General features: G+C 59.8%; 21 protein-coding genes and 2 tRNA genes. 1 reads left to right on the top strand and 22 read right to left on the bottom strand.

The genetic code is table 11. The annotated features are described in order from the left end of the window. Nucleotides 1-27 precede the first annotated feature (27 nt). From aceE to GNX18_RS19010, 6 genes are all read right to left on the bottom strand, one after another. Nucleotides 28-2697: a pyruvate dehydrogenase (acetyl-transferring), homodimeric type gene (gene aceE / locus GNX18_RS19035; protein ID WP_138236093.1), complete on the bottom strand. Its 2670-nt coding sequence runs from the start codon at nucleotides 2695-2697 to the stop codon at nucleotides 28-30. 767 nt (nucleotides 2698-3464) lie between these two features. Next, nucleotides 3465-4088 (bottom strand): class GN sortase, encoded by a 624-nt coding sequence (locus GNX18_RS19030; RefSeq protein WP_240914107.1) that lies wholly within the window; start codon nucleotides 4086-4088, stop codon nucleotides 3465-3467. After that, entirely contained in the window at nucleotides 4085-6412 is a 2328-nt protein-coding gene (locus GNX18_RS19025) for a marine proteobacterial sortase target protein (protein WP_166220124.1), read from the bottom strand. The genes GNX18_RS19030 and GNX18_RS19025 overlap by 4 nt, the downstream gene beginning before the upstream one ends. Before the next feature lie 520 nt (nucleotides 6413-6932). Further along, complete coding sequence (locus GNX18_RS19020) at nucleotides 6933-8036, bottom strand: phosphoribosylaminoimidazolesuccinocarboxamide synthase (RefSeq protein WP_138236095.1); 1104 nt, start codon at nucleotides 8034-8036, stop codon at nucleotides 6933-6935. 118 nt (nucleotides 8037-8154) lie between these two features. After that, nucleotides 8155-9267: an AI-2E family transporter gene (locus tag GNX18_RS19015; RefSeq protein WP_166220122.1), complete on the bottom strand. Its 1113-nt coding sequence runs from the start codon at nucleotides 9265-9267 to the stop codon at nucleotides 8155-8157. A gap of 78 nt (nucleotides 9268-9345) precedes the next feature. Then, entirely contained in the window at nucleotides 9346-9618 is a 273-nt protein-coding gene (locus GNX18_RS19010; RefSeq protein WP_166220120.1) for a sulfurtransferase TusA family protein, read from the bottom strand. 175 nt (nucleotides 9619-9793) lie between these two features. On the opposite strand from GNX18_RS19010, the gene GNX18_RS19005 reads away from it, so the two are divergent. Beyond that, complete coding sequence (locus GNX18_RS19005) at nucleotides 9794-11320, top strand: M48 family metalloprotease (protein WP_240914105.1); 1527 nt, start codon at nucleotides 9794-9796, stop codon at nucleotides 11318-11320. Between the two features lie 229 nt (nucleotides 11321-11549). Here the strand turns inward: GNX18_RS19005 and nadA are convergent, their stop codons facing one another. The 16 genes from nadA to GNX18_RS18925 form a co-directional block, all read right to left on the bottom strand. Continuing rightward, nucleotides 11550-12629 carry a quinolinate synthase NadA gene (gene nadA / locus GNX18_RS19000; RefSeq protein ID WP_166220119.1) on the bottom strand — a complete coding sequence of 360 codons (1080 nt, stop codon included), beginning with the start codon at nucleotides 12627-12629 and terminating at the stop codon, nucleotides 11550-11552. Between the two features lie 199 nt (nucleotides 12630-12828). Continuing rightward, a tRNA-Lys gene (locus GNX18_RS18995) sits at nucleotides 12829-12904 on the bottom strand. 87 nt (nucleotides 12905-12991) lie between these two features. Beyond that, nucleotides 12992-13067, bottom strand: a tRNA-Lys gene (locus tag GNX18_RS18990). A 94-nt stretch (nucleotides 13068-13161) separates the two neighbouring features. Continuing rightward, entirely contained in the window at nucleotides 13162-13845 is a 684-nt protein-coding gene (gene queC / locus GNX18_RS18985) for a 7-cyano-7-deazaguanine synthase QueC (RefSeq protein ID WP_166220117.1), read from the bottom strand. Between the two features lie 57 nt (nucleotides 13846-13902). Beyond that, nucleotides 13903-14592, bottom strand: coding sequence for a 7-carboxy-7-deazaguanine synthase QueE (queE, locus tag GNX18_RS18980; RefSeq protein WP_166220115.1), 690 nt, complete (start codon nucleotides 14590-14592; stop codon nucleotides 13903-13905). 269 nt (nucleotides 14593-14861) lie between these two features. Continuing rightward, the gene (ybgF, locus tag GNX18_RS18975; RefSeq protein ID WP_138236101.1) at nucleotides 14862-15653 is read right to left on the bottom strand and encodes a tol-pal system protein YbgF; all 792 of its coding nucleotides are present in this window, start codon (nucleotides 15651-15653) and stop codon (nucleotides 14862-14864) included. 57 nt (nucleotides 15654-15710) lie between these two features. After that, a complete protein-coding gene (locus GNX18_RS18970) occupies nucleotides 15711-16190 on the bottom strand; it encodes an OmpA family protein (protein ID WP_138236102.1) in 480 nt (159 codons plus the stop codon). Between the two features lie 136 nt (nucleotides 16191-16326). Further along, nucleotides 16327-17622 carry a Tol-Pal system beta propeller repeat protein TolB gene (gene tolB, locus GNX18_RS18965; RefSeq protein ID WP_166220799.1) on the bottom strand — a complete coding sequence of 432 codons (1296 nt, stop codon included), beginning with the start codon at nucleotides 17620-17622 and terminating at the stop codon, nucleotides 16327-16329. Beyond that, nucleotides 17622-18407: a cell envelope integrity protein TolA gene (gene tolA, locus GNX18_RS18960; protein WP_138236103.1), complete on the bottom strand. Its 786-nt coding sequence runs from the start codon at nucleotides 18405-18407 to the stop codon at nucleotides 17622-17624. The genes tolB and tolA overlap by 1 nt, the downstream gene beginning before the upstream one ends. 19 nt (nucleotides 18408-18426) lie before the next feature. Continuing rightward, nucleotides 18427-18858, bottom strand: coding sequence for a protein TolR (tolR, locus tag GNX18_RS18955; RefSeq protein WP_138236104.1), 432 nt, complete (start codon nucleotides 18856-18858; stop codon nucleotides 18427-18429). Nucleotides 18859-18893: 35 nt separating this feature from the next. Beyond that, nucleotides 18894-19586 carry a protein TolQ gene (gene tolQ / locus GNX18_RS18950; RefSeq protein WP_138236105.1) on the bottom strand — a complete coding sequence of 231 codons (693 nt, stop codon included), beginning with the start codon at nucleotides 19584-19586 and terminating at the stop codon, nucleotides 18894-18896. Nucleotides 19587-19590: 4 nt separating this feature from the next. Further along, nucleotides 19591-19995: a tol-pal system-associated acyl-CoA thioesterase gene (ybgC, locus tag GNX18_RS18945; protein ID WP_138236106.1), complete on the bottom strand. Its 405-nt coding sequence runs from the start codon at nucleotides 19993-19995 to the stop codon at nucleotides 19591-19593. Between the two features lie 151 nt (nucleotides 19996-20146). After that, nucleotides 20147-21166 carry a Holliday junction branch migration DNA helicase RuvB gene (gene ruvB / locus GNX18_RS18940; RefSeq protein ID WP_138236107.1) on the bottom strand — a complete coding sequence of 340 codons (1020 nt, stop codon included), beginning with the start codon at nucleotides 21164-21166 and terminating at the stop codon, nucleotides 20147-20149. A gap of 16 nt (nucleotides 21167-21182) precedes the next feature. Further along, nucleotides 21183-21794: a Holliday junction branch migration protein RuvA gene (gene ruvA / locus GNX18_RS18935; RefSeq protein ID WP_138236108.1), complete on the bottom strand. Its 612-nt coding sequence runs from the start codon at nucleotides 21792-21794 to the stop codon at nucleotides 21183-21185. Nucleotides 21795-21845: 51 nt separating this feature from the next. Then, entirely contained in the window at nucleotides 21846-22376 is a 531-nt protein-coding gene (gene ruvC / locus GNX18_RS18930; RefSeq protein ID WP_166220797.1) for a crossover junction endodeoxyribonuclease RuvC, read from the bottom strand. Between the two features lie 139 nt (nucleotides 22377-22515). Beyond that, a complete protein-coding gene (locus GNX18_RS18925) occupies nucleotides 22516-23259 on the bottom strand; it encodes a YebC/PmpR family DNA-binding transcriptional regulator (protein ID WP_138236110.1) in 744 nt (247 codons plus the stop codon). Nucleotides 23260-23356: the final 97 nt, after the last annotated feature.

Here is a 23356-nt window from a genome sequence, read left to right as displayed (position 1 = left end):
AACTCTACCTTCCTTACTCAGCGGGCGTTAAACCAGGCGCGGATTCACTTTTTCCGCGTCGATGTTCAGTTTCTTGATGGCATCCGCCACTTCACTGGCATCGATCACACCCTGCTTGGCCAGGCCGGCCAGCGCGGCGATGGTTACGTAGTTGCGGTCCACTTCGAAGAAGCGGCGCAGCTGCTCGCGGCTGTCGGAGCGGCCGAAACCGTCGGTGCCAAGCGCAATTACGTTGCCGTCGATGAACTCGCGCAGCGGCTCTACGTAGGCGCGGATGTAGTCGGTGGAGATAATCACCGGGGTCTCGTTGCCTTCGAACTGCTCGCTGATCCACGCTTTGCGCGGCGCCTCGGTCGGGTGCAGCATGTTCCAGCGCGCCACGTCCTGGGCCTCGCGGGAGGCTTCGTTGGCAGAGGTCAGGTTCCACACGTCGGAGGTCACACCGAACTGGTCAGCGAGGATCTCGGCCGCCGCGATGACTTCGCGCAGGATGGAACCGGCGCCCACCAGCTGTACATGCTTCTTCGCTGCCTTGCCTTTACCGGCCTTGCGCGAGTTGCCTTCCAGCTTGTAGATACCGCGGATGATGCCCTCTTCCACGCCCTGCGGCATTTCCGGTTGCAGGTAGTTTTCGTTTTCGATGGTGACGTAGTAGAAGAGGTTCTTCTGTTCTTCGTACATCTCCTTCAGACCGTGGCGGACGATGACCGCCAGATCGTAACCATAGGCCGGGTCGTAGCTCTTACAGTTGGGGATGGTGCCAGACAGCACGAGGCTGTGGCCGTCCTGGTGCTGCAGACCTTCGCCGTTCAGGGTGGTGCGGCCGGCGGTGGCGCCTACCAGGAAGCCCCGCGCCTGCATGTCGCCCGCGGCCCAGGCCAGGTCGCCGATACGCTGGAAACCGAACATGGAGTAGTAGATGTAGAACGGCACCATCGGCACGCCGTGGTTGCTGTAGGCGGTCGCCAGCGCCATCCACGCGGACATGGCACCGGCTTCGTTGATGCCCTCTTCCAGCACCTGGCCTTTCTTGTCTTCCTTGTAATACATGATCTGGCCGTGATCGACCGGGGTGTATTTCTGCCCCTGGGAGGAGTAGATACCCAGCTGACGGAACAGACCTTCCATACCGAAGGTACGGGCTTCGTCGGGCACGATCGGCGCCACGTTCTGGCCCATATTCTTGTCTTTCACCAGCACCGACAGCAGGCGCACGAACGCCATGGTGGTGGAGATTTCGCGATCGCCAGAGCCCTTGGTAACGGCACTGAAGGCGTCCAGTTCCGGAATCTGCAGCTTCGCCACTTCGGTGCTGCGGGACGGTACCGGGCCGCCCAACGCCTTGCGACGCTCGGCCATGTATTTCATTTCCGGGCTGTCGGGAGACGGACGGTAGTAGGGAACTTCCTCGATTTCCTTGTCGGTAATCGGGATCGCGAAGCGGTCGCGGAAGCGCTTCAGCGCTTCGGTGTCCATCTTCTTCACGTTGTGGGTATCCATCGCCGCTTCACCGGCGGCACCCAGGCCGTAGCCTTTCACGGTCTGCGCCAGGATTACGGTAGGCTTGCCCTTGCTCGCCATGGCTTCGGCGTAAGCGGCATAGACCTTGTAGGGGTCGTGGCCACCGCGATTCAGCTTCATGATCTCGTCGTCGGACATGTCCTTGACCATTTCCAGCAGCTCGGGGTACTTGCCGAAGAAATGCTCGCGGGTATAAGCGCCGCCGTTGGCCTTGAAGTTCTGCATCTCGCCGTCGACGGTCTCGTCCATGACTTTCTGCAGCAGACCTTTGTCGTCTTTTTCCAGCAGCGGGTCCCACAGGCGCCCCCACAGGACCTTGATCACGTTCCAGCCGGCACCGCGGAAGACACCTTCCAGCTCCTGCACGATCTTGCCGTTGCCGCGCACCGGGCCATCCAGACGCTGCAGGTTACAGTTGACCACGAACACCAGGTTCTCCAGGCCCTCGCGACCTGCCAGCGCAATCGCGCCCAGGGATTCCGGCTCGTCACACTCGCCGTCGCCGAGGAAGGCCCACACCTTGCGATCGCCGCGCGGAGACAGACCGCGGGCGGACAGGTAGCGCATGATGTGCGCCTGGTAGATCGCCTGGATCGGGCCAAGGCCCATGGACACAGTGGGGAACTGCCAGTAGTCCGGCATGAGCCACGGGTGCGGGTAGGAGGACAGACCCTGGCCGTTCACTTCGCGGCGGAAGTTATCCAGTTTGTCTTCATCGAAGCGGCCTTCAAGATAAGAGCGGGCATAGATACCCGGCGCGCTGTGGCCCTGGAAGAAGATCAGGTCGCCGCGCTCTTCGCCCTCGTTGCCGCGGAAGAAGTAATTGAATGCAACGTCGTACAGGGTGGCCGCGGAGGAGAAACTCGCGATGTGGCCGCCCAGGCTGTCGCTGTTGGAGTTGGCGCGCACCACCATGGCCAGCGCGTTCCAGCGGATCAGGGAGCGGATTCGACGCTCCATGAACAGATCACCCGGCATACGCTTTTCCGCCTGTGGCGGAATGGTATTGCGGTAGGGGGTGGTGATGGCCGCCGGCAGCTGAACGCCAATATTGGTGGCGCGGTCAGACAGCTGCTTGATCAGGAACGCTGCGCGCTCCTTGCCGCTGTGGCGGATTACCGCCTGCAGCGCGTCAAGCCATTCCTGCGTTTCCTGAATGTCGGTTTCTTCGTGCATCAAATGCTCCTCGGCGAAAGTACGACGTCGAGTCGGTGTTTTTTATGGTCAGAATTTTGCCGCGCAACAGTACCTCAAGCGCGGGAGTTTACCCCGGCCCCGAGCCCTCACTCGCCAATTCACCGCCCTAAATGGCGGAAAAGCAGCGCGTACTGCTCAGAGATTCAGCACTGGGAGCGCGTTCAGTGGAACTGTGCGATCTGATTACCGCCGGTCAGGAAACTCTGGTGCATTAATGGGACCTGACTCAGAGACTCCTGAAAACCGGCTCGACATGAATTCGGCATTGAATTCGAAAGTGCATACGGGGCCAGTCAATTGGCTCGCGGATCAGACTCAGCACCAGCAGTGGTGTGGCTGTCCTCAATTAACAGACCTGCGCAAGCAAGCGAGGCGATTGTAGTATTACTACAAGCGATTTACCAGATAGGACGATTAGTAACAAATAAAACCAAATTGCAAAACAAATATTTGCTTAAACACCAGAATTCCGAAACCAATTGGGGATAATTTGCGTAATCCCGCTACAAAATAAAGTCCAGATTTTCAGTTTCGGTCACGAATTTTGCCCAAAGCCCGGTAGTACACCGCGTCAACATGAACGGGAGTACCTGTTCGCTGAACCAGCGGTGACGACAGAGTAAGCGGTGGAGGCACGCGCCTGCGGCAACTGCACTCCATATCCCTCGCGGTCATGCCCAACGCTGACATCGGCAGAATACCCAGCCGCACCTCTCATCCATTCATTATTTTGTCGGCCACAAATATTACAGCTCCACAATATGGTCGGTCGCGGTATCGGGCGCAGATTCCGCATAGACCAGATACCGCAGGGGACCACCGGCATCCAGCGCATCAAACGGGTAGCAAGTCACCAGAATCAGGTCCGGCACGTCGCCCGCCTGTGCAAATGCCGGCAGCGTGCCGCTGCGACTATCCGCTACCTGCGCGCCCAGCACCCGAAAACTGCGCCAGCGGCCGTCGCGCCCCTGCAGCTGTATCGGCATATTTGGACGCAAAGACCTGAGCCCGCGAAAGTGCGTGTCGCGGTGGGCGGCGATCACGGTGGTTGTTTGCGCGGTACTGGAGCCCGGCAACGCCGAGGTTTCATAAAGCCCGGGACCAAAGGCCAGAGCCTGGCCACTGATACCCTGCAATACCACCAGTGGCTTTTCATCCCCGAGTTGCAGTTGCGCCACCGGCCAGGTGTCCGCCCAGGGCCAGGGCTTGTGCACTTCACCGCTTACGAGCTGGCGCTGCCAGGAATCGCTGATCAGGTACTGAGCCAGTTCCGCCTTGAGCAGTACCCAGGTGCCACTGCCGAGCTGCCACAACCCGGCACCAATCAACAATGCAGGCAGCCAGCGCATAAGCTTGCCGAGAGAAATCACTGCACGCGCTCCTGACTCGGCACATTCCGGCCGCGCAGGTCCGGCAATACGCCGCGCAGCCAGCGGCGCAGGTTGCGCTCCACAGCGCCCCGCCACTTGCGCAGCAGACCGCCCAACGCGAGCAACAGCGTCGCCAGCAGCCACTGACCATAAATACCATTGGCGGTTGCGGGGTAAGTGAACGGTTGCTGCACCTGGCCATGGGCCACCGCGTTTGGCACCGGACTGGACTTGAGGGGTTCCGAAACCGGGCGCACCGGTGTCTGCTCCACCGCGACGAAACTCGTGTAGGGGCTGGCCAGTTGATGTTCGAGCGCCAAGTGCAGGATCTGCTGGCGCAGCGGGTCTTCCACATCCTGATCTGTCGACTGGCCGCGCTCGCGCTGCTCATCCCTGAGCGCGGCAATTTTCTCCCGCGCCCACAGGCTGCCGATACCCTTGCCGCTGATGTCCACGGTGAGCTGTGACAGCGACAGGTTGCGGATAAAACGTTTGCCGGCGAGACGGCCACTTATACGCACCTCTCCCGCACCACTGTGCCCCAGCGCATTCCCGTCGAACCGCGCCACCAGTTGCACCGGTTCACCGCGGTAGAGATCCGGCAGGCGTCTGGGATAGCCCTCGACCTTGATTCCCTGTGGCCACTGCACCTGCAGGTCGGTGACCAGCGGGCTTTCCAGTTTGGTAAACAGTGCCGCCATTTTGCCCTGCACTTCGTTCAGGTCGCCGATCTGCACAAAACTGCCACGGCCGTACTGCGCGGCCTTGGTCATGAAGAAGCTATTGGGTGCGGAGCCGATGCCCACGGTAAACAGGCGCACTTCACCGAGACGTTGGCGGATCAATTCAAACAACGCGTTTTCATTGCCCACGGCACCGTCGGTGATAAAAATCACCTGCCGCACCAGTTCGCCAGGCTCGTCGCTCAGTTGCTGCGAGAGCGCTTCTTTCAGCGCCGGCGCCATCTCGGTACCACCGCGGGCATCGAGGGATTCCACCCAGTCCCGCGCACGCTGGATATTTTCCGGTGTGGCGGCGAGCGGGCGCGGATACAGGGTGTAATAGTCGCTGTTAAATTCGATCACGTTGAAGCGATCCATGCCGTCGAGACGCGACAGCGCCAACAGCAGGCTTTCCTTGGCCTGGCGGATGGAGTTGCCGCCCATGGAACCGGACGTATCCACCACGTAAACCACCTCCCGCGGCAGCTTGCGGGAATGCGCATCGCCCTGGGGCGGCAGCAGCAACAACTGTAGATACTGCGAGGAATCCGTCGCCGATTGCTCGGCAAACATCGCCGCCGCCGGCATCGCCGATGCCTGCGGTCGCCAATAAAGCGCAAAGTCCCGGTCCATGGGCACGCTGTCCTGCTTCAGGCGGATGTTGTAGCGGTGGTCGCTCTCACTGCGGAAATCGATCTCGTGGTAGGGGCTGTAAATATCGGCGAGCGGCAATCCCATGCCGAGATCAATGTGGATTTTCATCTGGTGGCTCCCCTGCTCCGCCAGTTCGTTCATTGGCATCATCACCGGAGAAATCTGGTCCGCGTCCGGCACCTGATCGGTGGGCAGCGACCAGCCGTGGGGGTTGAGGCTTACCTGCTGTTCGGCGGCCACCGGCACGCCCGGCATATAGCGCGGGGTCAATGTGCTGGGCAGACGCAGGCTGAACTGGCCGCTGTCGAAGCGCAGGTTTTGCAGGTAGCGGATTTCCACGGCAATTTTTTCACCCGGCGCGATATTCGCGACCCGGCTGGTAAACAGATTCGGGCGCTGCTGCTCCAGCAGCGCCGCGCGCTTTCCCGCTTCCCGCGCTTCTTTGTAAATCTTTTGCGCCTGCTGGCGCTCGCGCACCTCGCCGACGATACGCCGCTCGCCCACCATTATTTCCATGCCATTTACCGCGGCATTTTCCGGCAGTGGCAGTACATACACCGCTTCCTGCCAGTCGTTGCTGGTGTTGGAAAACTGTTGCTGCAGGGTTACTTCCGCCACCAGGCCGCGCACTTTGATATCCACTTCGGTGCCGAGGTGGATGGCGGGGATGTAGCGGCCTTGTTCGCCGGTCTGGAACAGGAGGTCGCCACTGCCGGTGTCGTTGATGCCCACGCTTTCAAACTCTGCACCTCGCTCTGCACTCCCCTCAATTTCCAATTCCTGCGCTTTTGCCCCTAGTGCGGCAAACAGTACGGCGATCGCGGTTACCAGTAACAACAGCCAGCTGCCGGTGCGGTTTTTGCGGTAGCGCCGGCGGTAGTATTCCTCGGTGGGGAGAATCAAAAGGTCGCGCTGGATGCGCGGTGCATGGAAAAAGGGACGGTTCACTGGTGCCTCCAGAGTTTTCATCAATGGAGACATTTAACTGGGGCAAGTGGGCGGCAGAGGGGCTCGATCTGGGCAGGGTCGGGATCAATTGTGGCGAATTGTGGCGGTGCCACTTTCTGGGTTAACTCCGTAGGAAGATCGTTGGCGGCAGACCACCGGGGAGGGCGTTTCAGGACCGCTGTGAATACATCCCTGTACGCTTCGTCGGCAACGTCCCTGTTGCCGACGATCCTGAAACGCCCTCCCCGGTGCTCTGCCTTATCGACGAGTTCAGTTTACTGATCCACCTTGGTTAAATAGTCAAATCGGACATACGACTCTTCAAGAGAAGCCAAAGTGCTGGGGGCGGGTTTTCAGGAGCGTCGCAAACAGGATGTTTGCGCCGCAGCGCCCAGGGATGGGTTCACAGCGGTCCTGAAAACCCGCCCCCAGTGCTTTGGCGCCACAGCAGCAATTCACCCGCACCCGAAAAAAAGAAACCGGCACAGAGGCCGGTTTCAAAATTTTCTTGTGGGAAAAGTCAGTCAATCAGACCATATTCATCCCGCAGAACCTGAATAATTTCCGCTTTCGGATTGTCAGAAATCTCCAACTTACCTCCAATAATTTTCTCGGCGATACCCACGTAAGTCGCCGACAGGTCCATCAACATAGACTCCGGCAGTGCGTTGTCGCGAGCCAGCGCTTCTCTCTCATCCATGCGATCCTTGTTCAACAGAATGTCCGGATCTGGGAAGTAGCTCAGCAGCGCCTGGCGGAAGCCCTCTTTGGAGTTTTCCAGCACCTTGCCGTTGCGATAGGCCTCGCCATCCCAGATACGGGAAGAGTCCGGCGTACCCACCTCATCCATGTAGATCAGCTTCTCGTTACCTTCCGCATCCGTCACATAACCGAACTCGAACTTGGTATCCACGAAGATCTGATCCAGCTCGGCCAGCGCCGAGGAAATCACCTCGAAGCCCTCTTTCAGCAGTTTTTCGTACAGCGCTATGTCGCCCTTACTGCGGAAATTGAACGCCTCGAAATTGTCCTCAATATTCTTGCGCGTGATATTCACATCGTCCGCTTCCGGGACACCGGGAATGCCTTTCAGAATACCCTTGGTGGAGGGTGTAACCAGCAACTCCGGCAGTTTCTGATCCTTCTGCAATCCATCCGGGATCTCGATACCACAGAACTCGCGCTCGCCCTTGCTGTAGGCGCGCCACATGGAACCGGTGATGTACTGGCGCACGATGGCTTCAATTTTGACCGGACTGGCCTTCTGTACGATCCATACACCCGGATGGGGAATATCCAGGATATGACTGTCCGCCAGCCCCTGCTCCTTGAACAGCTTGAACCAGTGGTTGGAGATCGCATTCAGGGCCGCGCCCTTGCCCGGCACACCCAACAGGCCGCCCTCGCCGGTCCAGATACAGTCGAAGGCGGAAATACGGTCAGAAATCACCATAACCGCCAGCGGCGCGTCCGCGGCTACCGGGTAGCCCTTCTCCTCAATCAAGCGGCGGCTATCCGCTTCGGTCAGCCAGTACACGGAGCGGACCTTGCCGCTGTGTACGGGCTTGTCGGTGCGGATCGGTAAATCGTTGTTCACTGCCAGTACTTTGTCAGCAAGGCTCATGGGTCTTTCCTATGGCTGGTTCAACGGCCGGGCCACGCAGCGCGCGACGGCGAGAAATGAAGCGCGGGATATTAGTGCCCCGGGCGGGAGAATGCCACTCCCGCCCGGGGCCTGCGGATTAATTGCTGGCGTCGGTGCTCTCGCTGGCGGCCAGCAGTTCGCGTTCCTGCCACGCCGCCTGGTGATCCGCCGTGGGCCAGGCGTTCATGATGGCCTTGGCAAGGGTAGCCAGGGGGATGGCGAAAAACACACCCCAGAAACCCCAGATACCGCCGAACACCAGTACCGCGAGAATAATCGCCACCGGGTGCAGGTTGACCGCTTCAGAAAAGAGGATGGGCACCAGCACATTGCCGTCCAGCAGCTGGATGACGCCGTAGGCGAACATCAGCCAGAAAAACTCGCTGCTCCAGCCCCACTGGAACAGGCCGATGGCCGCCACCGGAATGGTCACCGCCGCCGCGCCGATATAGGGGATAAGCACGGAAAGCCCCACGGCCACCGCCAGCAACAGCGCGTAATTGACACCGAGGAGCAGGAATGCGATGTAACTGACCAGCGCCACAATAGCGATTTCGATCACCTTTCCGCGCACGTAGTTGGCCACCTGGTCATTCATCTCATGCCAGATCTGGCGCAGCATGGGGCGCTGGTGGGGTAGAAAGGAGGCACACCAGGCGAGCAGTTTGTTGGAGTCTTTAAGAAAGAAGAACACCAGAATGGGCACGACAACCAGATAGATAAGCACCGCTGCCAGCACCGGAATGTTGGCCAGAGAAAAGGTCAACACCGTCTGACCAAAGGAACCCAGCTCGCTGCCCAGGGTATTGAAGATTTCATCGATCTGCTGCGCAGTAACCAGGCGCGGGTACTGCTCCGGCAGCAGCAGCAACAGCTCCTGGCCGCGATCGATCATATTCGGCAGCTCGGCGAACAGACGCACGGTCTGGCGCCAGATGATCGGCATCACCACAAACATCAGCCCTGCGATGGCCCCCACCAATACCAGGCAGGCGATGGTGACCGCCAGCCAGTGCGGCACCTTCCAGGATTCCAGCCGCTGCACCATTCCCTGCAGCAAAAACGCGATAACCAGGGCCGCCAGCACCGGTGCCAGCACCCCCCCCAGGGTCGCCAGAACAACCATGGCGGCCAGCAGCAGCAGTACCAGCAGTACCACCTCTTCCTGGCTGAAATAGCGATTTACCCAACCCCTGACGATCGCGAACATAAAACGACGTTACCTGACTGTGGATATGTGAACTTGCATGGACGACAGCGCGGCGTATCCCGCTTTTGTACGACCGCTTCAGATGGTGGCGAGCCAGTAGTGGAACTCGCCCCCCGGGCACTCGGCACGCAGCAAAGGTACACCACTCAGGCGGCAAAAGCTGCGAATATCCTCGCGGGACGCGGGGTCGGTGGCGATCAGGAGCAACAGAGAGCCCGGCGCCAGTGTTTTCAGCGCGCGGCGCATGGCCAGCAGTGGCTGCGGGCACGGGAGGCCGCGGGCATCTACCCTTAAAGCTGAATCCCAGTTGAAGTCCGGGGCTTCTGCGGCGCGTTTGACTGATTCGGTCATGACTCCCCGGTTTCCGGTGGTAAAGAACAGTAAACGCCGCGAATTATACCGACGCCATCGGGTCAATGGGCCGATCAGTAGAACCTTTTCCCGGGGAACTGCTCAAAACCTCGACAGTCCCACAGGGTTACGTATAGTGTTAGCCACAGGCAACCTGGCAGTCCCAGTAAACGATATGACCGAATTTTCCACCACGATCAGGCGAACCATAGGGCGCACTCCGCGCCACAGCGGGTGCTGGCAGGGCCTGCGTCGGAGCGTCGCCGGCATGGCCACCGGCCTGCTTCTCGCAGGCGCTTCCGTTGGCGCCACCGCGCAGGACGACCACCAGCACATCCAACTGCCACAACTCGGAGACACCAGCAGCGGCCTGGTCTCCCGCGCGCGCGAAAATGAGCTGGGCGAGATGTGGCTGCGCATGTTCCGCAGCCAGGTGCGCACCTCCAGCGACGCCCTGCTACAGCAGTACGTGGAAAACTCCCTTAAAGTCCTCGCCGAATACAGCCCGCTGGAAGACAAGACCCTGGACGTCGTGGTAGTCAAAAATGACACCATGAACGCCTTCGCGGTACCCGGTGGTGTGGTGGGTGTACACACGGGTCTGTTTCTGTTCGCGGAGAATGAAGACCAGTTTGCCTCGGTTCTCGCCCACGAACTCGCGCACTTGAGCCAGCGCCACTACGCCCGCTCGCTCGAGGCCCAGCGCAACAGCACCCTGCCCACCCTCGCCGGCATGCTCGGCGCCCTGGTGCTCGCCGCCACTGCCGGGGGCGACGCTGGTATCGCCGCAATGACCGCCACCCAGGCGGCTGCACTCGACAACCAGCTGCGCTTCTCCCGCCAGAACGAGCAGGAGGCAGACCGCGTGGGCATCGAGACCCTGGCCAAGGCCGGCATGGACCCACAGGCGGCCGGCGAAATGTTTGAACAAATGCTGAAGGCCACCCGCTATTACCGCCGCCCGCCGGAATTCCTGCTCACGCACCCGGTGACGGAAAAGCGGATTGCCGACGCCAAGCTGCGCGCTAATCGCATGGAAAAGGTGCCACTGCGGGACAGCCGTGAATACCACCTGATGCGCGCCCGTATTCGCGTGGCCGCCGAAGCCACACCACAGCAGGCGGTAAAGCGATTCCAGGCGGAACTGCGAGGGGTGAATGACAACGAAGACGCCGCGCGCTACGGCCTGGTGCTCGCCCAGACTTCAGCGGGCAAACCCGACGAAGCGCTGGAATCGCTGCAGCCGCTGCTGGACAAAGAGCCGGATAAAGACGCCTTTATCCTCGCCCGCGCCGACATCGACCTGGCCCGCCACGACTACACCAGTGCCACCCGGCGGCTGGAAAAAGCCGTGGAGAACAATCCCAAGAATCACGCCTTGATCATGGGTTTGGCCAACGCCCACTTCAAAGCAGGCAATTATCTGGCCGCCGAGCGCATCCTCTCCAAACACAGCCGTGAGCGCCGCAAGGACCCGGCAGTGTGGTACCTGCTGGCAGAAACCCACGGTCTGGCCGGCGATATCGTCGGCGTGCACGAGGCCCGTGCCGAGTACTACATCCTGAACGGCGTGTTCGACAAAGCCCTGCAGCACCTGCGCCACGGCGTACGCCTGGCGAAAAACGACTACCAGACCCACGCGATTCTGGAACAGCGAATGAAGGATGTGATCAAGATGCAGGAGAAGGCGAAGGAGCTTTAATAAGTGGTGGCTCTGAAGCTAGCTTGGTGGCGGTGAGTCACTTGGTAGCGTGTTTCGGAACCGCTGTGAATACATCCCTGTACGCTCCGTCGCAAACGTCCCTGTTTGCGACGGTTCCGAAACACGCTACCAAGCGCCCCACCTTCAATTCCGACTCCCAGTCTACGTAAACGCCCCTACAGCGTAGAAGGAACGGCAACGGGCTTACTTAAATGCCACAAAATCAAACTCAATCCAGCGGCTTGCGGAAATCCAGCATCCGCTGCAGCGGCATCATCGCGCGTTTGCCCAGTTCCGGATCGACAAGGATTTCATTGTCGCCGCGCTCCAGCACCCCACACAGATTTTCCAGAGAGTTCATCGCCATCCACGGGCAGTTGGCGCAGCTGCGACAGGTGGCACCGGAGCCGGCGGTGGGCGCAATGATCAGTTCCTTGTCCGGGCACTGCTGCTGCATCTTGTAGAAAATGCCCTGGTCAGTAGCCACGATAAACTGCCTGTTCGGGCGGGTTTTGGCGGCGTTGATGATCTGGGAAGTCGACCCAACCACATCCGCCAGCTCCACCACTGCAGCGGGCGACTCCGGGTGCACCAGCACCAGCGCGTCCGGATACAGCGCCTTGAGATCAGCAACCCCCTTGGCCTTGAACTCCTCGTGCACGATGCAAGCGCCGTCCCACAGCAGCACATCGGCACCGGTCTGCTTCTGCACATAACTGCCCAGGTGCTTGTCCGGCGCCCACAGGATTTTCTCTCCCTGGGAATCCAGGTAGTCCACCACATCCAGCGCAATACTGGACGTCACAACCCAGTCAGCGCGGGCTTTGACCGCCGCAGAAGTATTCGCATATACCACAACCGTGCGGTCAGGATGCTGGTCGCAAAATGCAGAGAATTCTTCGATAGGACAACCCAGATCGAGCGAACAGGTCGCCTCCAGGGTAGGCATCAGCACACGCTTGTTGGGTGTGAGAATCTTGGCGGTCTCGCCCATGAACTTCACCCCGGCAACGATCAAGGTGTCGGCCTGGTGCTGAGCGCCGAAACGCGCCATTTCCAACGAGTCGGACACGCAGCCGCCGGTCTCCTCCGCCAACTGCTGGATCAGCGGATCGGTATAGTAGTGCGCAACCAGCACTGCATTCTGCTCTTTCAACAGACGCTTGATGCGCTCGCGCCACAGCTCCAGCTCTTCCGGGCTGTACTCGTGTGTCGCGGGGTGTGTAATATGCTCCTGCACGAATTCGCGGGCATCAATGGCATTCGGCGCGGGGCTGCTGGTGGCAATTTTTTCGCTGCTGTCTGTCATGCTGTGATGGATCTCTGTCACACGGAAAGGCCGGCATTATACCGGTCTGCAGAAATTTCGCTGAGTTCAGCACCGGCAATGGCGGCTTCCACTGAAATTCTAGGGTGGAATAGGAATGGGAACGACGCAGCCAGACTTCGGCGAAGCACAGAATATCTGTGGAGTCCAAATCGGCTCTTCGCGTGAGAAAACTGGGGAATGGTGGGTCGTGCTGGATTCGAACCAGCGACCAATTGGTTAAAAGCCAACTGCTCTACCAACTGAGCTAACGACCCTTTGGCAGCCGGGCGTGAAACAGCCCTGACTGAAAGTACACGACAAATGGCCTGGTAGAGAGCGATTTGTCATGGGCGCGGAGAATATGGTGGGTCGTGCTGGACTCGAACCAGCGACCAATTGGTTAAAAGCCAACTGCTCTACCAACTGAGCTAACGACCCTTAATCCCCTCGCCTTGAGGAGCTGCGTATCTTACGGATCTAATCCGAAAACACAAGTCCCGATCATAAAAAAATTTCCAGCAAATATAAGGGCTTAGCGATGCCCGGCGTAGATGGTCGGATCATCCAGGCCGGCCTCGGCAAAACCCGCGGCGCGCAGGCGGCAGCTGTCGCAGCGGCCGCAGGCGGCGCCATCAGGCCGGGCCTGATAACAGCTCACGGTCAGACTGTAGTCCACGCCGAGCTCTGTGCCCCGCGTGACGATATCCGCCTTGCTCATTTTCATCAGCGGCGCGTGAATCGTGAGTTTCTTACCTTCCACCCCCGCACGTGTGGCGAGGTTTGCCATCTTTTCAAACGCGTTGATGTACTCGGGGCGGCAATCCGGGTAACCAGAATAGTCAACCGCATTCACACCCACAAAAATATCCTGTGCACCGAGCACCTCCGCCCAACCCAGGGCGATGGAGAGGAACACTGTGTTGCGCGCCGGTACATAGGTAATCGGGATACCACTGGTCTCCTCTTCCGGCACGGCGATACTGTCGTCGGTAAGCGCAGAACCTCCGATAACCCGGAGGTCCAGCTTTACCACCTTGTGTTCCACGGCCCCGAGGTCTACCGCCACACGCCGGGCGGCGGCAAGTTCCGCGCTGTGGCGCTGGCCGTAGTCAAATCCGAGTGCATAGCATTCGTAGCCGTCACGGCTCGCCATGGCCAGAACCGTGGCGGAATCGAGTCCGCCGGACAACAGAACGACTGCTTTTTTGTTACTCATAAATCCATCCGAATTCTTCTGGCGAACTTCCAGCGAACATGGGCAAACCACTCGCCATCACACGCCGGGTACATCGCCCCACAGCAGCTTGTGCAACTGGATCTGCATGCGCACGGGCAGACCGTCTTCCAGTATCCACTCCGCTAACTGGCGCGGACTCAGCTGCTCGTAGCTGGGGGAAAACAGCACTTCACCCACCCGCTCGGCCAGGCGGTACTGGTCCAGGGTAAACCTGGCCCAGTCGTAGTCACCGCGATCGCAGATCACAAACTTGACCTGATCTGCCGGACCGAGCAGCGGTATGTTTTCCAGGCGATTGCGCGACTGCTCCCCGGAGGCGGGGGTTTTCAGGTCCACTACCCGGGATACCCGGGCGTCGACCGCATCCACCGGCATGGCGCCACTGGTTTCCAGTGACACCTGATAACCGGCGTCGCACAGGGCCGTGAGCAGCGGCAGGCAATTGGGCTGGGCCAGCGGCTCACCACCGGTAACACAGACGTGACGGGCGGGATAGCTCCGGACCTTCTGCAAGATGTTGGCCAGTGTCATGCGCTCGCCACCGTAAAAGGCGTATTCCGAATCACAGTAGGTACAACGCAGCGGACAGCCGGTGAGACGCACGAATACCGTGGGCAGGCCTGAGTCGCGCGCCTCACCCTGCAGAGAATAGAAAAGCTCGCTGATGCGAAGAGACTCTTCAGTCAGGTCAACTCCGCTCAGATCTGTCTTTGTCTCGGCTGTCATTCGCAATCCGCATCCCGCTCAGTGAACATCTCGCACCGCCTCTGACCACGGCTTCAACCCGTGAAGCGCCCCAGACGCATATAAAAAAAACGCCCGGGTGGCGTAACCACCCGGGCGCGGGATCATAGATTCTTTTTGATCACAAAACCAGCACCGACTGGTGGCACCCACCAACAGTACTCGGATCTGAGCACTGCCGGTGTCATCTTCTCCCCTGGAGCAGCAACCGGGCTACGGTGGCTTTACCGAGGTCAGACATGCAATCGGTTCTAGTTGAAATTTTCCTTCAGGTACTGCTTTGCCAGTCCTGAGGCGCGGGCGTCGCTGGACGCCACCTGTTGCAGCAATTCCCGGGCCTTGGCATTGTCGCCCAGCTGATGGTAGACGGTGCCGAGCTTGTAGCGCCCATCCCAGACCTTGCTGGAATTGGGGTAGCTCTCCAGCAACGCGACAAACCAGGTGCGCGCTTCTTCCACATTGCCCTGCACCAGCGCTATTTCACCCAGCCAATAATTGGCATTGGGTGCATATTGCCCGTTCGGGAAATCATTCAGCAGGCTTTTGAACGCCTTGCTGGCACCGTCGTAGTCGCCGTTGCGCGCAAGATCAAAGCTCGCCTGGTAGCGATCCCGCTCGTTTTCACTGGCCTCCGCAGCGCCGCCGTTTGTCGGCAACTGGGGCGGAACCTCTGCACCAGCCTCTTCAGCGCCGCTGGCGCCGGACTCTGGAGCATCAGTGGCGGGAGCCGTGCCACCCAACTTGGAAATTCTGCGGTCGAGATCCATATAGTCCTCGGTGCGCTGTTGGCGCAACCGCTTGACTTCATGTCTCAACTCCTCCACAGCGCCCCGCAATTCCTGCACTTCCTGCTGCAGTATCTGCATCTGGTAGTAGGCGTCCGCCTGCGGGTTAGCCTGCAGGCGGCCGGCTGAGGCATCCGTACGGCTCGCAAGCTGTGGATAACTCGGGGGCGGCGGAGTTGCATAGCCCCGGTCCGTGGTACTGCCGTTGGACAGATCCACTACCGGAGCCTGCGCATACGAGGTCGATGCCGCAGCCATACAGGCTGCGGCAACCGCGATACTTCTAATCAGAAAAGACAAGTGCATGCTTTCAGATTAGTTGATAACCACACGGCGGTTCATGGCGCGATCGCTCTCGCTGCTGCCCTCAGAGGCAGGGCGCTCTTCACCGTAGCTGATTACTTCCAGGTTGGCGGCATTCACGCCTTGCAGCACCAGGAAGTCGCGAACAGCGTTGGCGCGACGCTCGCCCAGAGCCAGGTTGTACTCACGAGTACCCAGCTCGTCAGCGTGGCCTTCCAGACGCACGGTGCCAGCAGCGCCGCGCATACGGTCCGCGTGCTTGATCAGCAGCTCGCGGGTGGAGGGCTTCAGCAGTGACTGGTCGAAGTCAAAGTAAACTACGTTATCCAGAGCAACCGGTGCCTCAACAGTAGTGGTATCTTCCACTACTGGCGGCGGGGTCTGGTCGAGCTGGTTGGCGCTCGCGCTGTCGTCGGTATCGGTGCTGGAACAACCAGCCATAACGGCCAGTACGCAAGCCAGGCCCAGGCCGGTTTTAACTGATTTGAACATAAACAACTCCGCTTTAAGTGTTATCGAAAAATTCTGTCAGACTTACCACCCGGTTACTTTACCGGGATTTACCTTTTTCTTATTTGTTTGATTTCACACCCGCAGCAAGAACATAAGGCCCGCTGCAGGTACTGCATCAATCAAAGTAAGGCGACCACGCCGGCTCGCGGACATTTCCCTGTTGCGAAGGCAGGCTGTATTTGACTCCGGCATCCAGCGACACCGCTGCCAGAATACCCTTGCTCCCCCGCTTGGTGGCGTACATCAGCATCGCGCCATTGGGCGCAATGCTTGGGGATTCGTCCAGGCGCGTCTCCGTAAGGACACGCATTCTGCCGGAAACGATATCCATCGTAGCGATGGTGAAAATCCCGCTGCTACGATGCACCATTACCAGCGTTTTGCCATCGGGAGAGACCCGCGGACGCGCGTTGTAGTCGCCGTCGAAGGTTAAGCGGTCTACTTGACCCGTGGCAAGAGTCAATTGGTAAATTTGTGGTTTACCTCCCCTGTCGGAAGTGAAAACCAGCGACTTTCCGTCCGGCATCCAGTTCGGCTCGGTATCAATGGAGAAGTGGCGGGTCATACGGGTGAACTGGCCGCTTCGCAGATCGAGCACATAGATCTCCGGGTTGCCGTCCTTCGACAGCACCATCGCCAGCCTGGTCCCGTCCGGCGACCAGGTCGGCGAGCTGTTCAGCCCTTTGAAGTTGGTGAGCTGCTGGCGCGCACCGGTGCGAATGTTCTCGCGGAAAATGGCCGGGCGCCCGGTTTCAAAGGAGACATAGGCCACTTCCTGGCCGTTGGGTGACCAGCTCGGCGACATCACCGGCGTCGAGAAGCGGCGGATCTGACGGGCGCGCGCGCCATCTATGTCGGACAGCATCAGCGCATAGCTGGGCTGGCCACCGCGAGAGGTCTCCTGCACATAGATCATCTGAGTGCCGAAAGCCCCGCGAATGCCCGTAATGGCCTCGTAGATTTCATCCGCCGCGCGGTGGGCGATATCCCGCAGCTGCTGTGGGCCACCGGTCACCTGTTTGGTGAACATCTTGCTCTGGCCGAAGATATTCACCAGATCAAAGCTCAACAGGTAACCACCGGACTGGGGCTGTATGCGCCCGGTAACGACATACTCGGTACCCAGCACACGCCAGTCGCGGAAACTCACCTCTTCCGGCGTCTTCGGGAACGACAGCATGTCTTCCCTGGGCACCGGTGCGAACAGCCCGCTGCGGCGGAGGTCGGCAGCGACAATTTCGGAGACATCCTCCGGCAGCACGCCGGTACCGGACCAATCAAACGGCGCGACCGCAATCGGGGTCGGGTCCTGATTGCCATCGGTAATCTCCACCACCAACTGTGCCCGGGCGGACACCGCCAGCGCGCAGCTGATTAGGGTGGCAAACAACAGTGAGAAGGTTTTTTTCATCATTGGCGCAGGCCTTCGACTCTGAATATCAGTTTGGTTGTTCGGATCTGGCGCTCGAACAGTGACGGCTCCTCGCGGGCCACTTCGGCCACCTCGGGAAATACTTCCACTTTTTTAACAGCGGTCAGTACCGACCTGTCCACAGCGGCATTGCCACTGCCCCGGGTGATGGTGGATGCCACCACCCGGCCTGTGGGCACGAAATTGATCTGGACTTCCACCACCATACCATTGCGGGCACTGGGCGGGCGGCTCCACACCGCTTCGATACGCTGCTGAATGGCCTGTGCCACCGACATGACGGCGGCGGCATCACTGCTGGCGTCATGGATCTCTTCCTCATCTTGCAGCGCATCCTCAAATGCGCTTTTGCGCTCCTGCTCAAGCTTTTCCTGGCGCTCTTTCTCCTTGCGCTCCTTCTCTTTACGAGCCTTTTCTTCCGCCGCCTTCTTCTTGCGCGCGGCCTCGTCAGCCTTGCGCTTTTTGTCTGCCTCTTCTTTTTTCTTACGCTCGGCGGCGGCCTGGCGTTTCTTCTCTTCCGCCGCCTTCTGCTGGCGCTCCAGCTCCTGCTGACGGCGCTGTTTCTCTATCAGATCCACCTTCGGCGGCGCCTTGCGCTCCTGGGTGGACTTGGATTCAAGCTGCACCAGCTTCGCCTGCACGAATTTGGGCATAGGCTTGAGCTCTTTCTTGTGCTCTGCCTCCCAGCCAAAGGTCAACACCGCGATCAACAACGCGTGCAGGGCAACACTGATAACGATAGCCGGGCCGTAAGAGCCGTTCATAGATTCCTCTCGCCCCGCATCACTCGGACGGCGGCTCGGTAACAAGACCGACGCTCGGCGCGCCCGCCTGCTGCAGGTGTGTCATGGCACCCACGATCAGGCCGTAGCGGGCATCGGTATCGCCCCACACCAACACGGGAGTTTTCGGCTTCTGTCGCAGCACCTTGGCCACTGTTTCCTTGATTTCCGGCAGTGGCTTGGCGACTTTTTCGTCCTCTCCCAGGTTCAGGTAGTAGGTGCCATCTGCTTTGACGGACACGATCAGTGGCTCGTCGTCAGTATCCTCGATAGGCGCGGATGGCGCGTCGGGAAGATCAACTTTCACCCCCTGCATCAGCAGCGGCGCGGTCACCATGAAGACGATCAGCAATACCAGCATCACATCGATGTAAGGCACCACGTTGATCTCGGAGACCAGCTTGCGCTTTGGGGCTTTGCGGAAATTGCTCATGATTCGACTCCTGGCACAGCGTCGCTGTTGGCGCCTCAGCTGGCGGCGTGCACTTTGCGGTGCAGGATGGAGGAGAATTCTTCAGCAAAGGTCTCGTAGCTGGACAACAACCACTCGGCCTTGGCGGAGTAGCGGTTGTATGCCATTACCGCGGGAATAGCGGCAAACAACCCCATGGCGGTCGCCACCAGCGCCTCGGAAATACCCGGTGCCACAGTGGCGATGGTGGCCTGGTGCATAGTCGCGAGGCCGCGGAAGGAGTTCATAATGCCCCATACGGTACCAAACAACCCGATGTACGGACTGACAGAGCCCACGGTGGCAAGGAACGGCAGGTTCATCTCCACCTTTTCCTGCTCCCGCGACATGGCTACGCGCATGGCGCGCTCGGTGCCTTCCATCACGGCCGCCGGGCTGCTTTTACCCTGTTGGCGCAGTCGGGTGAACTCGGTGAAACCGGCGCGAAACAGAGACTCGACACCATCGATCCGGCCCCGTTCCGCCGCCGCATTGCCGTCGCGGAACAGCTGGTTCAGATCCGATCCGGACCAGAACTTGCGCTCGAAGTTGATCATCGCTTTGCGCGCGCGCGACAAATAGGTCCCGCGCTGGATGATCATTACCCAGGAGATGACCGAGGCCAGCAGGAGCAGCAGCATCACCAGCTGTACCAGCAGACTGGCGCTGGAAATCAGCCCCCACAGAGATAGTTGTTCACCGGCATTCATGTCGTTAACTCGCTGCCTTCAATGCTTGATAAATGGGTTCGGGTAGAGCGCAGGGTTTGCGGCTGGCGTCGTCGACGCAGGCCACTTTGACCACACCCTCGCAAATAATTTCATCGCCGCGCCAGATTTTCTGTTCAAAGGTAATGGCGGCGCGCCCCAGTTTGCCGATGGCGGCACTGGCGTGCAATTGGTCATCCAGTATTGCAGACTTTCGATACTGAACCTCCGCTGAATGAACCACCAGTAACAGCCCCTGCTGAGGCATTGCCGGCTTATCATAGCCGAGTGAGCGGACCAGTTCTGTGCGGGCCCGCTCCATATACTTCAAATAATTTACGTAATAAACGATGCCACCAGCGTCGGTATCCTCGATATAGACACGGATGGGGATGTGGAAGGGTTCTGACACTTTCTGTCCTTAAATCGCCGACCGCGAACTCGGTTTTATTGGTCTTCTGCGGTTTTGGGGCCACCGGTCCACCCGCAAGGAACCTCTGGAAACCTAGCGAGCGCTGGCGACCAACGATGGGACAACATGCTACAGGATGACGACCGCTTCGTCAGGTGCGGTCGGGCTTCGGGATACCAAAATGTTCGTACGCCAGCGCCGTCACCAGCCGCCCCCGCGGGGTGCGGGTGATATATCCCTGCTGGATCAGGTAGGGCTCGAGCACGTCCTCGATAGTGTCGCGCTCTTCGCTGACCGCGGCGGCAAGACTGTCGACCCCTACCGGGCCGCCGTCAAACTTCTCGATCATGGTGAGCAGCATACGGCGGTCGAGCTGATCGAATCCGCGGGCGTCCACGTTCAGCATGTTGAGCGCGCGGTCGGCGATATCCACACACACACGACCATTGCCTTTTACTTCGGCGTAGTCGCGCACCCGGCGCAGCAGGCGGTTGGCAATACGCGGCGTACCGCGGGCGCGGCACGCGACCTCGCGCGCGCCCCCCTCATCCATCTCCACGCCCATGAGTCGCGCCGAGCGGGCGACGATGCTGGTGAGGTCGTCGATGTTGTAAAACTCGAGCCGCTGCACGATACCGAAGCGATCCCGCAGTGGAGAGGTAAGCAGGCCCGCACGCGTGGTGGCTCCCACCAACGTAAACGGCGGCAGGTCCAGCTTGATCGAGCGCGCCGCCGGCCCTTCGCCGATCATGATGTCGAGCTGATAGTCCTCCATTGCCGGATACAGCACCTCTTCCACATGGGGACTGAGGCGGTGGATCTCGTCGATGAACAGCACATCCCCCGGCTCGAGATTGGTCATGATGGCGGCGAGATCGCCGGCCTTTTCCAGCACGGGGCCAGACGTCGTCTTGATCGCCACACCCATTTCTGCGGCGATAATGTTGGCGAGCGTGGTCTTGCCGAGACCGGGGGGGCCGAACACCAGGGTGTGGTCCAGCGCCTCTTTGCGCAGCTTCGCGGCCTGAATAAAGATCTCCATCTGCTCGCGCACCACCGGCTGGCCGACGTAATCGGACAAGGATTTGGGGCGCACGGCGCGGTCGTACTGATCTTCCTGGCCGGAAGGGCCTATGGGTTCGGGGGCGATGAGACGGTCGGCTTCAATCACTGGATGCACTCAATTATCAGGCAGGGGCCATGCTCTTCAGGGCGATACGGATCAAGCTGGCGCTGTCGGCGTCGGGCTGCTCCTTGGCGGCGCGGGAGACCATTTTGGTGGCATCCGTGGGCTTGTAACCGAGCGCAACCAGAGCACTTTCCGCCTCGCCCGCATGGTCCAACTTGGGTTCGGCATTCACCGCCAACAGCGGGATGTCGCCGAGATCACCGGCCTGCGGGGTGAGTTTGCCGCGCAGCTCGATGATCAGGCGCTCGGCGGTTTTCTTGCCCACACCGGGTACTTTTACCAGCGCCCCCACATTATCGTCCGCCACACAGCGCGCCAGCGCGGCGCCATCGAGGCCGGAGAGAATTGCCAGCGCCATTTTCGGGCCGACGCCGTTGACCTTAATCAGGATGCGGAACAGCTGGCGATCCGATTCGCGGATAAAACCGAACAGCTGCTGGGAGGTTTCCGACACCGCCAGATGCGTATGCAACTGCACACTGCCACCGAGTTGCGGCAGTTCAAAGATGGTGGTCATGGGAGCCAGCACTTCGTAGCCGACGCCCTGCACATCCACCAAAAGTTGCGGCGGCTGAACCGCGGCCAGTTTGCCGGTAAGTCTTCCGATCATTGTTTTTCCAGATTTTATTTCGGGTCCGCAGACTTTTTTCTTTCCATCCGATCAAGTCACACTCAACCTTCCGCGCCGGAACCGGGCCCGGCTTCCGGTAGAGGACTGGATCAATGTCTGCATCGTGTGCAGATGACAGAGTGCCACCGCCAGTGCATCCGCGGCGTCTTCCTGCGGCGAGGCGGGGAGTTTCAATAGGGTTTTGACCATGTGCTGGACTTGTAACTTGTCCGCCGCACCACTGCCCACCACCGCCTGTTTCACCTTGCGCGCTTCGTATTCCGACACCGGCAGACCTGCGTTGGCAGCGGCGACGATGGCGGCGCCCCTCGCCTGGCCGAGCTTCAGGGCCGAACCCGCGCTCTTGGCCATGAACACATTTTCAATGGCCATCTGCTGTGGCTGGTACTGCTGGGCAATCTGGCTCACTGCGTCGAAGATGAGTTTGAGCCGCTCCGGCAACGGGGCATCCGGTATGCGGATCACGCCGCTGGCCACATAGCGGGCACTGGAGCGCTCCACGTCGATCAGGCCATAGCCGGTCTTGCGTGAGCCGGGGTCTATCCCCAGAATTCGGGTCACGGCTGCCTGCCCCCTGTACATTTATACAATTCCGGCGGGAAGTGTCCCAAGGCGATTGCGGGGCGTCAAGGCGAAAGGGGCAATCCCCGGAAACAAAAATGCCCCGACTGGCGGGGCATATCAGGGGCGCGAAGCAGGATTACCCGAGTTCGGCCATTACCTCTTCCGGGATATCCGCATTGGTGTAGACGTTCTGCACATCGTCCAGGTCTTCCAGCATATCCACCAGTGCCAATACCTTCTCCGCACCCTCTTTATCCAGCGCGATGGTGGTGGAGGGGATCATGGCGATTTCCGCGCTCGCTGGAGCGAAGCCCGCTGCGGTCAGCGCCTCCTTTACCGGCATGTAATCGGTAAACTCGGTGGTTACCTCGATGCTGCCGTCGTCATTGGTGACGATATCTTCCGCACCGGCTTCCAGCGCCGCTTCCATCAGTGCATCTTCATCCACACCCGCGTCGTAGAACATCTGCCCCTTGCGCGAGAACAGATAGGCCACGGAGCCGTCGGTACCCAGATTGCCGCCACGCTTGCTGAAGGCGTGGCGCACTTCACTTACGGTGCGGTTGCGGTTGTCGGTCAGGCATTCCACCAGCACCGCGACACCGCCAACGCCATAGCCTTCGTAGATGACCGCCTCGTAGTTATCGCCGTCATTGGCGCCAGCACCGCGGGCAATCGCTTTGTCGATGGTGTCGCGCTTCATGTTCGCGCCGAGGGCCTTATCGATGGTGGCACGCAGGGTGGGGTTGTCATCCGGATTGGCACCGGCCTTGGCGGCGACGGTCAGTTCGCGAATGATCTTGGTGAAAATCTTGCCCCGCTTGGCATCCTGGGCAGCCTTGCGGTGCTTGATGTTGGCCCATTTACTGTGTCCAGCCATCAATTTTTCCTCCGTCGTCTCCCTGTAGGAGCCTGCTTGCAGGCGAACATTCGCAGTGCGAAATTCGCCTGCAAGCAGGCTCCTACAGCGGTTTTCT

It is taken from the genome of Microbulbifer sp. SH-1, from assembly GCF_011326135.1.
GTDB classification, from domain to species: domain Bacteria; phylum Pseudomonadota; class Gammaproteobacteria; order Pseudomonadales; family Cellvibrionaceae; genus Microbulbifer; species Microbulbifer harenosus.
Note: the sequence above shows the minus strand (reverse complement) of the source record. Positions and strands in the feature narration are given on the sequence as shown.

Excerpts from the sequence above, each read along its gene's own strand:
- aceE (WP_138236093.1), bottom strand. The coding sequence starts at position 2,697 with ATGCACGAAGAAACCGACATTCAGGAAACGCAGGAATGGCTTGACGCG.
- GNX18_RS19020 (WP_138236095.1), bottom strand. The coding sequence starts at position 8,036 with ATGAGCCTTGCTGACAAAGTACTGGCAGTGAACAACGATTTACCGATC.
- GNX18_RS19015 (WP_166220122.1), bottom strand. The coding sequence starts at position 9,267 with ATGTTCGCGATCGTCAGGGGTTGGGTAAATCGCTATTTCAGCCAGGAA.
- GNX18_RS19010 (WP_166220120.1), bottom strand. The coding sequence starts at position 9,618 with ATGACCGAATCAGTCAAACGCGCCGCAGAAGCCCCGGACTTCAACTGG.
- GNX18_RS19005 (WP_240914105.1), top strand. The coding sequence starts at position 9,794 with ATGACCGAATTTTCCACCACGATCAGGCGAACCATAGGGCGCACTCCG.
- nadA (WP_166220119.1), bottom strand. The coding sequence starts at position 12,629 with ATGACAGACAGCAGCGAAAAAATTGCCACCAGCAGCCCCGCGCCGAAT.
- queC (WP_166220117.1), bottom strand. The coding sequence starts at position 13,845 with ATGAGTAACAAAAAAGCAGTCGTTCTGTTGTCCGGCGGACTCGATTCC.
- queE (WP_166220115.1), bottom strand. The coding sequence starts at position 14,592 with ATGACAGCCGAGACAAAGACAGATCTGAGCGGAGTTGACCTGACTGAA.
- ybgF (WP_138236101.1), bottom strand. The coding sequence starts at position 15,653 with ATGGCTGCGGCATCGACCTCGTATGCGCAGGCTCCGGTAGTGGATCTG.
- GNX18_RS18970 (WP_138236102.1), bottom strand. The coding sequence starts at position 16,190 with ATGTTCAAATCAGTTAAAACCGGCCTGGGCCTGGCTTGCGTACTGGCC.
- tolB (WP_166220799.1), bottom strand. The coding sequence starts at position 17,622 with ATGAAAAAAACCTTCTCACTGTTGTTTGCCACCCTAATCAGCTGCGCG.
- tolA (WP_138236103.1), bottom strand. The coding sequence starts at position 18,407 with ATGAACGGCTCTTACGGCCCGGCTATCGTTATCAGTGTTGCCCTGCAC.
- tolR (WP_138236104.1), bottom strand. The coding sequence starts at position 18,858 with ATGAGCAATTTCCGCAAAGCCCCAAAGCGCAAGCTGGTCTCCGAGATC.
- tolQ (WP_138236105.1), bottom strand. The coding sequence starts at position 19,586 with ATGAATGCCGGTGAACAACTATCTCTGTGGGGGCTGATTTCCAGCGCC.
- ruvA (WP_138236108.1), bottom strand. The coding sequence starts at position 21,794 with ATGATCGGAAGACTTACCGGCAAACTGGCCGCGGTTCAGCCGCCGCAA.
- GNX18_RS18925 (WP_138236110.1), bottom strand. The coding sequence starts at position 23,259 with ATGGCTGGACACAGTAAATGGGCCAACATCAAGCACCGCAAGGCTGCC.